The organism is Halorubrum ejinorense (genome assembly GCF_039522565.1).
Classification (GTDB): Archaea; Halobacteriota; Halobacteria; order Halobacteriales; family Haloferacaceae; genus Halorubrum; species Halorubrum ejinorense.
In genome coordinates, this window is sequence record NZ_BAAADQ010000016.1 from 129,340 (window position 1) to 142,216 (window position 12,877).

Here is a 12,877-nt window from a genome sequence, read left to right on the forward strand (position 1 = left end):
AGAAAGAGCGAATAAATCACTTCGCATCCACGCCGCGCCGCGTCCCACCGGACCCGCGGACCGTCGCCCGGTCTCCCGGTCTCGTCACGCATACCGACCCGTGACGAACCGAACGACCGCCTCCGCGACGTCGACCGGTCCACTCATCGAGCCGCTTCCCGCGTTCCCGCTCGGGGCGTCAGACGACTCGCCGGGATCGGTCGGACCGGCGGAGCCGTTCTCGCTCGGACCGCCCTCGCCTCCGCTGCGATCGTCCGCCCCGGAGCCGTCAGCGCGGTCGGTCCCGGACCCGTCGCCGGCCGCCTCGTCGCTCGCGTTCCCGCCCGAACCGGGCGCGTCCCCGTCGGGGGCGCCGGGCGTCTCGCCGTCGGTGGCGTTGGGCGCGCCGTCCGCTGACCCGCGCTCGGTGTCGTTTTCCGGCGGCCCGCGCTCGGTGCCGTTCTCGGGCGGTCCGCGCTCGGCGTCTCCGTCCGGCGGTCCGCGGTCGCTGTCGTTGCCCGGCGGACCGCGCCGGTCCGGCGCCATCGGCCCGCCGACGCCGTTCCCGGCCACGCCGCGAGCGATGGCGGCGACCTCGGGGCCGCGGAGTTCGTCGGCCCGCTCGCGCAGTTCGGACAGGCGCTCGTCGTCGATCCCGCGCTCGCCGCGCGCCGCTTCCGGGAGCTCCGCGGCCGCGTCGGCGCTCTGGTTCAGCCCTCGCGCGACCGACTCGACTTGAGCGGTCGTCGTCGCCGTCCGGGCGGCGTACTCCCCCTTGCTCAGCTCCCCGGCGTCGCGGCGCTCCCGCAGTTCGCGTTGCCGCTCTCTCAGCTCTGCGAGCCGCTCTTCGGTCCGATTCAGTCGCTCCGCGACCACTCGGGCGCGCTCGGTCTCGTTGTCGGCGCGGCGTAGCGCCACGTCGAAGGCCCGCGACTCGACCTCGCCTTCGACCTCGGCGCCCTGAACCCCGACGACGCCGATGAGTTGCTCGCCCGGGCTGATGTCGGTCGTTCCGTTCGCCGCGTCCGTCTCGTTCCCGCCGTCGCTCTCGTTCGGGGCGTCCTGGGCGACGACCGTCCCCACCGGAGCGGCGCCGACCGCCCCGGCGACGACCGCCCCGGCGACGAGCGCGACGACGAGAGTCGCAGTCCATCGGTTCATCACCAGGGCGTATGTGTCCCTCCCGTATATACCCGAAACTCCGTTAAGACGGATCAACTCGGATTAATCGCCCGACGAGAGCGGCATCGGCGGTTCGGGGTCGCGATACCGACGCAGACCGCGAACGCGACACCGCCCCGGCGCTCAGTACGTCTTCGCGAAGTAGGCGGTCCGCTCGGCGTCGTCGTCACACATCGCGCACGTCTCGTCGCCGTCGCCGTCGACGCGGGGATCGTCGTCCTCGAACGGGACCATCACGATCTCGGCGGCTAGCGGCTCCTTGATCGGCTCCTCGCAGGCCTCGTCGCCGCACCACGGCGCCTTCACGTAGCCGCCGTGCTGGCCGAGCGTGCCGAGGATGTCCGCGCGGTCGCCCGCCTCGCGCACGCCGTCGTCGAGGGTCTCTTCGGCGGTCGCGTACAGCTTGGCGTATATCTCGTCGAACTGCTCGCGGACGGTCTCGGCGACGCCGTCGCGGTCGACCTCGACGCTCTCGCCGTCGGGGCGGTGGACGAGGGTGAGCTCCTCGTCGTCGACCTCGTGGGGACCGATCTCGATCCGGAGCGGGATCCCGTTGAGCTCGTGTTCGTTGAACTTGAAGCCGGGGTTGCGCTCGTCGCGGTCGTCGAGTTCGACGCGGATCCCCGCGTCGTCGAGGTCGTCGGCCACGCCCTCGGCGTACGCGAGCACGTCGTCTTTCGTGTCCTCCTGCCAGATGGGGACGACGACGACCTGCGTGGGCGCGACCGTGTGGGGCAGGACGAGCCCCTGCTCGTCGGAGTGGGTCATGATCAGCGCGCCCAGCGCGCGCCACGAGAGTCCCCACGAGGTGGTGTGGGCGGTCCGCTCCTCCTCGTCCTCGTCCGAGTAGGTGATGTCGAACGCCTCCGCGAACGACTGGCCGAGGTGGTGAGAGGTGCCGGCCTGTACCGACTTCCCGTCGGGCATCAGCGCCTCGACGGTCGTCGTGGTGTCCGCGCCGGGGAACTTGTCGTGGTCGGGCTTCTGTCCCTTCAGGACCGGCAGCGCCAGCAGGTCCTCGTAGACCGACTCGTACTGGTCGAGCCGCGTCATCGTCTCCGCCCACGCGTCCTCGCTCGTCGCGTGCGCGGTGTGGCCCTCCTGCCAGAGGAACTCCTTCGTGCGGAAGAACGGCTTCGTCTCGGTCGCCTCCCACCGCACGACCGAGCACCACTGGTTCACGCGCAGGGGGAGGTCGCGGTGGCTGCGGACCCACTGGCTGATGTACGGGGTGATGATCGACTCGGAGGTCGGCCGGACCGCGAGCCGCTCTTCGAGCTCCTTGTTGCCCGCCTCGTCGACCCACGCGACCTCGGGGTCGAACCCCTCCACGATGTCCTTCTCGCGTTCGAGGTACGACTCGGGGATGAACAGCGGGAAGTAGGCGTTCTGGACGCCCGTGTCCTTGAACTTCGCGTCGAGGAACCCCTGGAGCCGCTCCCAGACGGCGTAGGCCCGCGGTCGGGTGACGATGAAGCCGCTCATCCCCTCGGGGCCGTAGTCCGCCAGCCCCGCCTTCCGTACGACCTCGGCGTACCACTCGCCCGTGTTGTGCGTCTTGGACTCGGTGATGCCGAGCTCCTGGTCGTCGTCGCTCATTACTCTCGAAAGCGGGTGTCGCCGGCTTAAAAGGTCCGAACCCGACCGCCCCGTCGGGGCGGCGCGCGCCCGCTCCCGGACGCATCGCGTTCGCGGTCCCGGTCGAACTGGTCGCTCTCACGGACCGCCGGCCGCCCCGGTTGATACCGATTACTCGACATGGACGCCGCCGGTAAGGGCGGCTTTCGACGTAAAACGACCGAAATTCGCTGTGACGGTCGCCAGGGTACTTGAGCGGTCCGGCCGTGAGATCGCCCATGGCGTTCCCGCCGAAGCGGACGGTGTTACTCGTCGCGGCGATCGTCCTGCTGTCGGCGTTCGCGGCGACGGTCGTCCAGCAGGCCCTCCCGGTGTGAGCGAAGCAAGGGGGGACGACGGCCCGCCAGAGCCTCTCCCCGGACCCCCCGTCGGACCGACGCGTCCGGATCCGCCCAAACGCGTCACACGTTACCGTTTATCGGTACCGCCGTCGGGGAAACGTTAACCGCCTCGCGTCGCCTATCTCGACCATGGACCTGTCGGGGCTGCGCCGCCACACGCCGCGGTCGCTCGCCGGGCGGCGGGAGGCGGCGGTGCTGGCGCCCGTCATCGAGCGCGGCGGCGACGCCCACCTGCTTTTTACCAAACGCGCCGCGCACCTCGGCGAGCACCCCGGGCAGATGAGTTTCCCGGGCGGCGGCCGCGAGCCGATCGACCGCACGCTGACGGACACCGCCCTTCGCGAGGCCGACGAGGAGGTCGGGATGCGCTCCGACGAGGTGGACGTGGTCGGGCGGATCGACGACACGCGCACGTCGAGCAAGTACGCGGTCCGCCCGTTCGTCGGCGTCGCGCCCGACCGCGAGTACGTCCCGGACGAGTCGGAGGTCGCGGAGGTCGCGATCCTCCCGGTCGACGCGCTCACCGACCCCGCGAACTACGAGTCGGAGCGGCGCGTCGGCCACCCGGAGTACGGCGACCACCGCGTCCACTTCTTCCACGTCGGCGGCTACACGGTCTGGGGCGTGACGGGGGGCATGGTCGTCCAACTCTTGGAGCGGACCACCGACTGGCGCGCTCCCGAGGAGCCGGACCGCGTCGTCGGCGCTGACGCGGAGCTACCGATCTGACTGTTCGGACTTCCGGCATCCTCGGCCCCGACCGATCACCCGTTTAGCCGACTCCGTCGAAATCTCAGCGACCCGTAGGAACTAGCTGCTGACTACAGTGCGCGTGGTTAACAGAGGGGCGTCCCGATCTGTACTGAAAATAAGATGTCCCGATCTGTACTGAGGGGACACAGCCTTTCGGTCATCGACCCGTTAATCGTTAGTCTGCTGTGTCGTTCATCGGGGAAAGCGAGCACGGCCGGTGCGTTCGGAGTGATCACGGCCGCTACCATCTGTCTCGGCACGCGAACGCTTCGTGTCCGTGTGTAGCGCCGAACGTGAACTGACAGTCGGAACTGCTGTCAAAGCTACTAAACCGGCGTCTGGCAATATCTATCCACTTACGATGGTGATGCTCCTGACCGCCGTCGGTATCGTCGTCGCCGCATTCGTCGGGTTCAACATCGGCGGGTCGTCCACAGGGGTCGCGTTCGGCCCTGCGGTCGGCTCGCGCCTCGTTCGAAAGGTGACTGCGGGGGCGCTGTTCGTTAGCTTCGCCTTCCTCGGGGCGTGGACCGTCGGTCGGAACGTCATCGAAACGATGAGCAGCAGCATCGTGCCGGCGGTCCAGTTCACGCCCGTTGCCAGCGTCGTCGTTCTGTTTTTCACCGGGGCGTCGCTGTTGATATCGAACCTCTACGGGGTCCCGGCGTCGACTTCGATGACCGCCGTGGGCGCCATCGTCGGCTTGGGGCTCGCGACCGGTACTCTCAATCAGGCCTTGATGTTCGTTATCGTCTCCGCCTGGATCGTCTCCCCACTGCTTTGTCTGACTCTCGGCGTCGTTATCGGTCGCTACCTCTATCCGTATCTCGACCGCTACGTCGCGTTCACCACGTTTAACCTCCAGTTCATCCAATTCGACCGGTCGAGCACGATCCCACGACCGTTCATCAATCCGAACGCGTCGCTCCAGGACATCGTCGGATCGCTTTTGGTCGTGATCATCGGCTGTTACATGGCGTTCTCGGCCGGGGCGTCGAACGCTGCCAACGCCGTCGCTCCCCTCGTCGGTTCGGGCGGCTCGCTCACCGTGAATCAGGGCGTCCTGCTCGCGGTGGGTGCCTTCGGGGTGGGTAGTTTCACCATCGCCCGCCGCACGCTCGAAACGGTCGGGGACGATATCACGGAGCTCCCCATTCTCGCCTCACTGATCGTTTCCGTGATCGGTGGAACGGTCATCACCGCTCTCTCGTCTTTCGGGATCCCGGCGAGTCTCGCCGTCAGCACGACCTCGACGATCATCGGCCTCGGATGGGGTCGGGCGAGTCGGGTCTCGTCGCTGGCGGAGTTAGCGACGCCGTCGCCTGAGCGTCCGGACGTGGCGGTCTCGACCGGCGCACTGGTCACTTCACGTTCCGAAGACGTCCCTGCCGGCCCGACTATCGGGGACGTCGCCCGAAGCGAGGAATCGGCCGAAAAGCCGGACGAGACTCCGGAAGTTCCGGACATCGGCGCCGAGGGGCCGGCGGACATCGACCAGCGAAGCCTCTTCGACCCGGCGGCGGCCAAGCGTATCGTGACGATGTGGGTTTTGACGCCGTCGCTGGCGATCCTCGGCTCATACCCGGTGTTCGCATTCCTGCTGTGAGCCACACGCGCCGCGTACTCAGCACGGCCCCGAAGACGTCTCGTCGTCGGAGGAGTTCAACGGAGTTCATCTACAGGTCGACGTTACCGGGGCCGACCCGGCCGAGCACGCGACCCCGTAACCGCCAGCCGGTGACGTCGCGGTGACTTCCGGCGCCAGTCACTCCGCGGGGTCGACTTCGAGCCGGAGCGTCAGGGCCGCGCCGTCGGCCAGCGCCGCCACGAGGTCGCGGTCGAGGTCGGCGGCCGCGCCGTCGCCGTCGACGAGGACCGTCCGCTCGTCGTCGGTGTAGTCGCTCGTGCGCCCGACCATCGAACGGTCGTCGCGGAGCGCGAGGTCCGGGTCGCCGCGCCCCTCGATCGTCTCCCGGTACTCGTCGTCGCCGTCGTCGACGACGAACGTCGCCTCGATGGTCGCGCCCGCGTCCTGACACGCCTCGCGGAACTCGGCGGCGAAGTCCCGCGGGGTACGGTCCGCCTCGACGCCGACGATACAGTCGCCGGCCGGGGTGAGCCAGTCGTCGGTCGTGAGTTCGACGGTGCTCGCGTGCTCGGCGGTGACGTGCTCGTGGCCGACCGCGCGGACGACCTCGACGTGCGGATCGTCGGCGCCCGCGACGGACTCGCTTCGGGCGTCTGCGTCGCTCATGTCCGTTGGTCGGCGGCGGCGCGACAAGTGCGCGTCGCTTCGGCGTCGGGGGCGGGGCCGGCTCAGACGTCCGCGCCCTCGGCGAGCGCGGGCACGAGGCGGGCGGGGTTCTTGGCGAAGACGCGGCGCATCAGGTCCTCGGAGACGTCGAGGGTGAGCACCTCCATGACGCCGACGTTGGGGTGGACGTCGGGCGCGCCGGAGCCGAAGAGGACGCGGTCGGGGTGTTCCAACACGCCGCGTTCGAGCACCTCGCGGTACCGGACCGCGCTCGTGTCGACGTACACGCGGTCGTACTCGTCCAGCAGGTCGAGCGTCCCGTTCATCAGTTCGGCGTCCAGCGGGTACCCGCCGAAGCTCCCGAGGACGACCGGGAAGTCGTAGCCGAGCAGCTCCGCCTCGACCGCGTCCGGCGGGAACTCGCGGCCCGCGTGGACGAACAGCGGGAGGTCCGCCGCCTCGAGCCGGGACAGCACCTCCTCGTCGGGGAGCCCGTCGACGTGGGGCGCCAGCGTGAAGCCGTGGAAGCGGTCGTCGTAGGAGTACTGCTCGACGTCGTCAGGCCGGGTGTGGTGGTCCCCGCGCTCGGCGCGCAGGTTCCGGACCACCGACGCGGGCCCTGTCCCCGGGTCGCGGGGGCCGTTGAGGCGGGCGAACGCGACGAACGGCCGGTCGATCGAGAGGCGGGCGACGGCGTTGTTCGCGCGGAGGTAGCTCCGTCCGGCAGCGCGCTGGCCGGGGCTCGCGACCGCGCGGACGATCCCCGCCTGGAGCATCTCGCGTTCCAATCGCTCCGGCGAGATGTCCCGCCCGTGAGTGGCGACCGACGACTCGTCGGGGTCGAGGGTCGCGCGGGTGTCGACGATGCGGAAGTCGTGTTCGAGCCCAAGCATGGCCGCTCTCTACCGGCCCGTCTCGGGCGACCCGCATGTGCCTGTCGGTCGCACGACGGGGCGCGGGCGACTCGAGCGCCCGAAGCCGGTCACGGTCCCGCGGTCGAGACGATCTTCACCACGTCGCCCTCGCTCAGCTCTCGGTCCTCGCCGATCCGGCGCGAGGCGCGCGCGTCGACCGCGTGGAGGTACCCCTCGCCGATGTCCGAGTGGACCGCGTACGCGAGGTCCGGCGGCGTCGACCCGGCGGGCAGGAGGAACGCGTCCGGGAGGACGTTCCCGGTCCCGTCGGTCCACTTGCCAGCGTCCTGAACCGGGTACGCCGTGATGCGGTCGAGTAAGTCGTAGACGGCCGCGTTCAGCGCCGCCTGAACGCCGGTGCCCTCGTACTCGGCCATCGACCCGCGGAGCGCGTCGAGGCCGGCGCGCTGGTCGTCGGAGACGTCGCCGACGATCTCGAACGACTCGTCGCCCGGGTCGTAGTCGACGACGCCGGCCTCGGCGGCGCGGCGCAGGGCGAGTTCGCCGTCCGCGGTGGCCGCGATCACGGGCTTGTCGGTCCCCTCGCGGATTCGGTCGACCGCGCCGTCGGGCGCCGCGTCGACCTTGTTCGCGACGACGACGATCGGTTTGGTGCGGCGGCGGACGGCCCGCGCGAGCGCCTCGCGGTCGTCGTCGGTCCACGCCTTCGGGTCGTCGGGGTACTCCAAGCCGCGGAGCACCCTCGCCACGTCGTACTCGGTCGCTCCGAACCCGGTGAGCATGTCGGACAGTGCGGCTTCGAGGTCGAAGTCCGGCGAGCGCGACTTCCGCTCGACGCTCTCCCAGTTGCGATCGACGATGCCCGCGAGCCACAGGTCCATCTCCTCCTCGATGAAGTCCACGTCGCCGAGCGGGTCGTGGCTCCCGACCTCGACCGGTTCGCCCTCGGCGTTCGTCGCGCCGGAGGCGTCGACGACGTTCACCACGACGTCCGCGTTCGTCAGCTCGTCGAGGAACTGGTTGCCGAGGCCCTTGCCCTCGTGTGCGCCCGGCACCAGCCCGGCGACGTCGAGGAGTTCGATCGGGACGTAGCGTTTCCCGTCGCGGCAGTTCTCGTTGCCGCAGCGCTCCTCGCGGTCGAGACACGGGCAGCGCGTCCGGACGTGGGTCACCCCGCGGTTGGCGTCGATGGTCGTGAACGGGTAGTTCGCGACGTCGACGTCGGCCATCGTGGCGGCGGTGTAGAAGGTGGACTTGCCGGCGTTCGGCTTGCCCGCGAGCGCGACCGTGAGCATACTCGATGGTCGCGGCCCCGCGAAAAGCGCCTTTCGGTCGGGCGGGGCGACAGATGCGACACTCGGCGCAAGGAACGGGAGGAAACCAAGACGGCGCGGTGGCGCGCGCCTCTGAGCGGCCGTTTTCGGACGGCCGCGAGGAGCGCGTGCGAGGGAGCGGTGAGCGAGGGGCGACCGGAGGGAGCTCCGAGCGAACCGCGAGGCTGGGGAGGCGTGAGGTGCGTTTGCGGTGCGGGGAGGGACTCAAAGGGGCAGCCGTGAGGACGAAGACGCGCGACGTAAGGACCGCAGGCGCGAACGAAGTGAGCGCCGAGGACCACAACGAGCGCATCGAGTCCTCACGGCTGGGGTTTTGGCGGTGTTCGCCGCCGATCCACTGTCTGGTATTTACAAATGAACGGCGGGGGCGCCTGATGCGATAGCGCTGCCAACGCTCAATTAAAAGTCTACTTCCGCGCGATGATCCGGAGCACGTCCTCGTCGGCCAGCTCGTGGCCCTTCCCGACCTGCTGGTCGTCGTGTTTCGCGCTTTTCCCCGAAACCCGCGCAAATTTGAATCGCTCGTCGAACTCGCCGCCGATCTTCGTACAGGCGTCGCCGACGGTGTCGCCCTCGAAGAGGATGAGCGGCTCCTCGTAGTCGACGCCGCGACCCGGCTTATCCATGTAAATGCGAATAACGCCCAGCTCCTCCCAGAGGCGCTCCTTGAGCCCGTCGAGGCCGAGCCCCTTCTCCGCGGAGATGAAGAGCACGTCGTCGGGGTCCAGATCCCGCTCGCGGAGCTCCGCTTTCACGGTCGGGAGGTAGCTCTTGTCGATGAGGTCGGCCTTGTTGACGCTGACCATCGAGGGGAGGTACTCGCGGTTGTCCATCACGGCGTCGACGAGTTCGTCGATCGTCAGGTCGTGGGGGATGGTGACCTTCGCGTTGACGTAGCCGTACTCGCGGAGGACCTGTTTTATCGTCTCCTCCTCCAGACTCACGTCGTCGCTCATCGTCACGCCGAGCCCGTCTTTGTGCGTCTTCCGGATGTTGATGTTCGGCGGCTCGGTGTCGAGCCGGATGTTCGTCGCGTACAGCTCCTCGCGGAGCCGGTCGTACTGCTCGATCTCGAAGACCGAGAGCATGAACACGACCAGATCCGCGGTCCGGACGACGGAGAGCACTTCCTTGCCGCCGCCGCGACCGCCCGCGGCGCCCTCGATCAACCCCGGCACGTCGAGGATCTGGATGTTCGCGCCGCGGTACTTCAGCATCCCCGGGTTGACGTCGAGGGTGGTGAACTCGTAGGAGCCGACCTCGCTGTCGGCGTTGGTGAGGGCGTTGATGAGGGTGGACTTCCCGACGCTCGGGAACCCGACCAACGCGACCGTGGCGTCGCCGTGCTTCTCGACCGCGTAGCCGTGGCCGCCGCCGGCGGAGGACTGGTTCTCCAGCTTCTCTTTTTTCTCCGCGAGCTTCGCCTTCAGGCGCCCGATGTGTGCCTCCGTGGACTTGTTGTAGGGCGTCTCGGCGATCTCCTCGCGGAGGTCTTCGATCTCCTCCTCCAGTCCCATTACCTCACCCTCGGCCGGTCGGCTCGTTAAAGGTGTTCCTTCGGGTCGCCGGGACGCTGACGCGGTCCGGCCTCGCGACGCCTGTCGCCCGAAGGTCCGCCCCGACACCGCCGCTCCGAGCCCCGGCACCCGGCTCCGAACCGCGGTGTCGCGTACGGGCTAACCGGCCGATCGTCGGCCGCAGAGTGGTTGGCGCGACGATACTTCGACACGGTTATATTACCGACGCGTAATCCTCAGACACGCCGAATGCCAGATCCGTCGAGCCTCCGAGACAGCACACAGATCGTCCTCCCGCACCGCGCGCTCGACGGGCATCGGGAGTGTCTCGAAGAACGGTTCACCGTCACCGTCGTCGAGGGTCCCGAGCAGTACCGCATCATCGGGAGCCCGGTCGAGATCAAGTCCGTGAGCGACTACCTCACGCGCAACGGCGTCGCGGTCGCCTGACCCGACGCCGCGAATTTCCCGGTTCGGCTCTCGCACCTCGCTTTCCTCGGCTTCGCTCACACCGGTCGCCTCGCCAGTCGGTCCTCTCAACGCCCCGTTCGAAGCGGTCGACGGCGACCGCCCGGACGGTCGACTGACGGTCCCGCTGGGCGGCGGGTAGTCCGCCGCGGGTTCCGAATCCCCCCGACGGCTGCTGGGGACCAAACCCTATTCACCCGCGTCGCCCAACGCCGGCCGTGACGAACACCAACCGAGAGTGGCTTCTCGCCGAGCGACCGGCGGGCGAGCCCGACATGGACTGCTTCGAGCTGCGCGAGACGGACGTGCCGACGCCGGACCCGGGCGAACTCCTCGTTCGCGTCCGGTTCCTCTCCGTCGACCCCTACATGCGCGGTCGGATGCGCGACGCCGAGTCGTACGCGGAGCCGTGGGACGTGGGCGACGCGCTCAAGGGCGGCGTCGTCGGCGAAGTGGTCGAAAGCGAGAGCGACGCGTACGAGGTCGGCGACCTCGTGACCGGCGAGGGGTCGTGGGCGGACTACGCGACCCTGGACGCCGACGACGTCGCGCCGGTCGACCCGACGGTCGCCGACCCCGAGGCGTACCTCGGCGTCCTCGGCATGCCCGGCCGGACCGCCTACTTCGGCCTGCTGGAGGTCGGTCAGCCCAAGCCCGGGGACACGGTCGTCGTCTCCGGCGCGGCGGGCGCGGTCGGCTCCGTCGTCGGCCAGATCGCGAAGCGGAACGGCTGTCGCGTGGTCGGCTTCGCCGGCAGCGACGAGAAGACCGACTGGCTCACCGAGGACCTCGGCTTCGACGCGGCGATCAACTACAAGACGACCGACGACTACCGCGCCGCGCTCGCTGCGGCCGCGCCCGACGGCGTCGACGTGTACTTCGACAACGTCGGCGGCCCCATCACCGACGCCGTGTTCACGCAGTTGAACCTCGACGCCCGGGTCGCCGTCTGCGGACAGATCGCCCACTACAACGACGAGTCGGTCCCGACCGGCCCGCGGAAGCTCCCGCAGATCATCCCCGTGCGAGCCAAAATCGAGGGGCTGCTCGTCGGCGACTTCGCGACCCGGTTCGGCGAGGCGAGCGAACAGCTGGGTCAGTGGGTCGCGACCGGCGACCTCCGGCACCGCGAGACGGTCGTCGAGGGACTGGACAACGCGCCCGACGCGTTCCTCGGACTGTTCTCCGGCGACAACATCGGCAAGCAGGTGGTGCGGGTGTCGGCGGGGGAGCCGTAGCCGCGGTCCCCTCGAACGCGTCACTCGGGAGACGCGGCTCGGCGGCCGGGTGAGTCGTCACCGCTCCTCGCTCCCGCCGGTAGGGCTAAACGACGCTGCGATGTATCAACGCGTATGAACGTATTCCGCGTGGCCATGATCGCACTCGTCGGGGCCGTCGTCGTCGTCGTCGCCGCGTACGCGGTGTTCTCGGGCGTCCTGATCGGGTCCGACGTGGCGTCGTACTCGTCGGACGGCGTCACCGTGTCGGACCTCGCGTACGAGGACACGCTTGACCGAGCGGGCGCGGCCGGGTACGCGGTCGAGCGCGTCGGGTCGAGCGGCTTCCACCCGGAGGGCATCGACGAGCTCGACGCCGAACTCGGCCCGGGGTACGAGGCGTTCCGGGTCACGTTCGACCACTCGGAGACGAAGCGGCTGTGGGCCACCTTCTACGCGGACGAGGGCGTCACCGTCGTGACCGTCTTCGCGGACGACAACCGCGGCGAGTTCACCGTCGACGACCTCCCGCCGGAGGAGTGGCTCGTCGATCGGCTCGCGCTGCTGTTCGAGATGGACGAGGCGACAGCGGAGGGGTACGTCGAGGAACTCCGGGCGGACGTCCGCGCCGCCGACCCCGGCGAGCCCGGAGCGGGCACCCCCGAGATGCGGGTCGACGAGCCGGTCGCGTTCCGCGCGACGTACGACGAGCTGACCGCTCGCGCGACGACGGTCACCGAGCGTTCCTTCCCGGGCACCGGCCAGCACGCTCGCGAGTACTACGCGGGCGAAGAGCGGCTCGGCGGGATCGACTTCGTCCTCCCGCGGGCGACCGTCACGCACGAAGCGGACGGGTACACCTACCGCGTACACATCGATTACCACGGCGGGCTCGAGGTCGACGCGCAGACGCGCGCTTCCCGATCCTTCGAGGAAGACGACGTTCGCGCGGTCTTCCGGCGGATGTTCGAGGAGATGGGGATCCCGCCGGAGACGGCCGACCACCTACGGCTCGAGTACCGGGGGAGCGTGTGGTGAACGGGTTCGCCCCGCTCCTGCTCCCTCACTCTAGCCGACTCGCGTCGCTCGTCGGCTTCCGTTCAGTGCGCGGGACCGGATTCGAACCGGCGGACCCCTACGGGATAGCGTCCTAAGCGCTACGCCTTTGGCCTGGCTCGGCAACCCGCGCGCAAACCAGCGTACGCGAAACCGACTCAAGAACCTAACGAACCGACAGCAGCGGAGGGATTTGTGACCGCGGTGGCGCGTCCCTGCGAGCGGCCGACAGGCCGCGAGTCAGCACGCGCGAGGGAGTCGCG

Annotated in this window: 11 protein-coding genes and 1 tRNA gene; 5 read left to right on the top strand and 7 right to left on the bottom strand. The window is 69.3% G+C overall.

Annotation, left to right across the window (positions count from 1 at the left end; genetic code table 11):
- Positions 1-84: 84 nt before the first annotated feature.
- Both ABDZ89_RS16050 and proS read right to left on the bottom strand, forming a co-directional pair.
- The gene (locus ABDZ89_RS16050) at positions 85-1,140 is read right to left on the bottom strand and encodes a hypothetical protein (RefSeq protein ID WP_343780677.1); all 1,056 of its coding nucleotides are present in this window, start codon (positions 1,138-1,140) and stop codon (positions 85-87) included.
- Positions 1,141-1,284: 144 nt separating this feature from the next.
- A complete protein-coding gene (gene proS / locus ABDZ89_RS16055; RefSeq protein ID WP_343780678.1) occupies positions 1,285-2,760 on the bottom strand; it encodes a proline--tRNA ligase in 1,476 nt (491 codons plus the stop codon).
- Positions 2,761-3,269: 509 nt separating this feature from the next.
- Between proS and ABDZ89_RS16060 the strand changes: the two genes are divergently transcribed.
- Positions 3,270-3,869, top strand: coding sequence for an NUDIX hydrolase (locus tag ABDZ89_RS16060; RefSeq protein ID WP_343780679.1), 600 nt, complete (start codon positions 3,270-3,272; stop codon positions 3,867-3,869).
- Positions 3,870-4,254: 385 nt separating this feature from the next.
- Entirely contained in the window at positions 4,255-5,499 is a 1,245-nt protein-coding gene (locus ABDZ89_RS16065) for an inorganic phosphate transporter (RefSeq protein ID WP_343780680.1), read from the top strand.
- Positions 5,500-5,658: 159 nt separating this feature from the next.
- Here the strand turns inward: ABDZ89_RS16065 and ABDZ89_RS16070 are convergent, their stop codons facing one another.
- The 4 genes from ABDZ89_RS16070 to ABDZ89_RS16085 all read right to left on the bottom strand — a co-directional run bounded on the left by ABDZ89_RS16070 (position 5,659) and on the right by ABDZ89_RS16085 (position 9,873).
- Positions 5,659-6,147, bottom strand: coding sequence for a DUF371 domain-containing protein (locus ABDZ89_RS16070; protein ID WP_343780682.1), 489 nt, complete (start codon positions 6,145-6,147; stop codon positions 5,659-5,661).
- A 62-nt stretch (positions 6,148-6,209) separates the two neighbouring features.
- Positions 6,210-7,040 carry an amidohydrolase family protein gene (locus ABDZ89_RS16075; RefSeq protein WP_343780683.1) on the bottom strand — a complete coding sequence of 277 codons (831 nt, stop codon included), beginning with the start codon at positions 7,038-7,040 and terminating at the stop codon, positions 6,210-6,212.
- A gap of 89 nt (positions 7,041-7,129) precedes the next feature.
- Complete coding sequence (locus ABDZ89_RS16080; RefSeq protein WP_343780684.1) at positions 7,130-8,317, bottom strand: redox-regulated ATPase YchF; 1,188 nt, start codon at positions 8,315-8,317, stop codon at positions 7,130-7,132.
- Positions 8,318-8,763: 446 nt separating this feature from the next.
- Complete coding sequence (locus ABDZ89_RS16085; protein ID WP_343780686.1) at positions 8,764-9,873, bottom strand: OBG GTPase family GTP-binding protein; 1,110 nt, start codon at positions 9,871-9,873, stop codon at positions 8,764-8,766.
- A 249-nt stretch (positions 9,874-10,122) separates the two neighbouring features.
- On the opposite strand from ABDZ89_RS16085, the gene ABDZ89_RS16090 reads away from it, so the two are divergent.
- The 3 genes from ABDZ89_RS16090 (at position 10,123) to ABDZ89_RS16100 (ending at position 12,596) form a co-directional block, all read left to right on the top strand.
- Entirely contained in the window at positions 10,123-10,323 is a 201-nt protein-coding gene (locus ABDZ89_RS16090; protein ID WP_343780687.1) for a VNG_1110C family protein, read from the top strand.
- A gap of 236 nt (positions 10,324-10,559) precedes the next feature.
- Complete coding sequence (locus tag ABDZ89_RS16095; RefSeq protein WP_343780689.1) at positions 10,560-11,579, top strand: NADP-dependent oxidoreductase; 1,020 nt, start codon at positions 10,560-10,562, stop codon at positions 11,577-11,579.
- A 114-nt stretch (positions 11,580-11,693) separates the two neighbouring features.
- On the top strand, positions 11,694-12,596 hold the full coding sequence (locus tag ABDZ89_RS16100; protein WP_343780690.1) for a hypothetical protein: 903 nt from the start codon (positions 11,694-11,696) through the stop codon (positions 12,594-12,596).
- Positions 12,597-12,662: 66 nt separating this feature from the next.
- Here ABDZ89_RS16100 and ABDZ89_RS16105 read toward each other — a convergent pair.
- Positions 12,663-12,747: transfer RNA gene (locus tag ABDZ89_RS16105), tRNA-Leu, on the bottom strand.
- Positions 12,748-12,877: the final 130 nt, after the last annotated feature.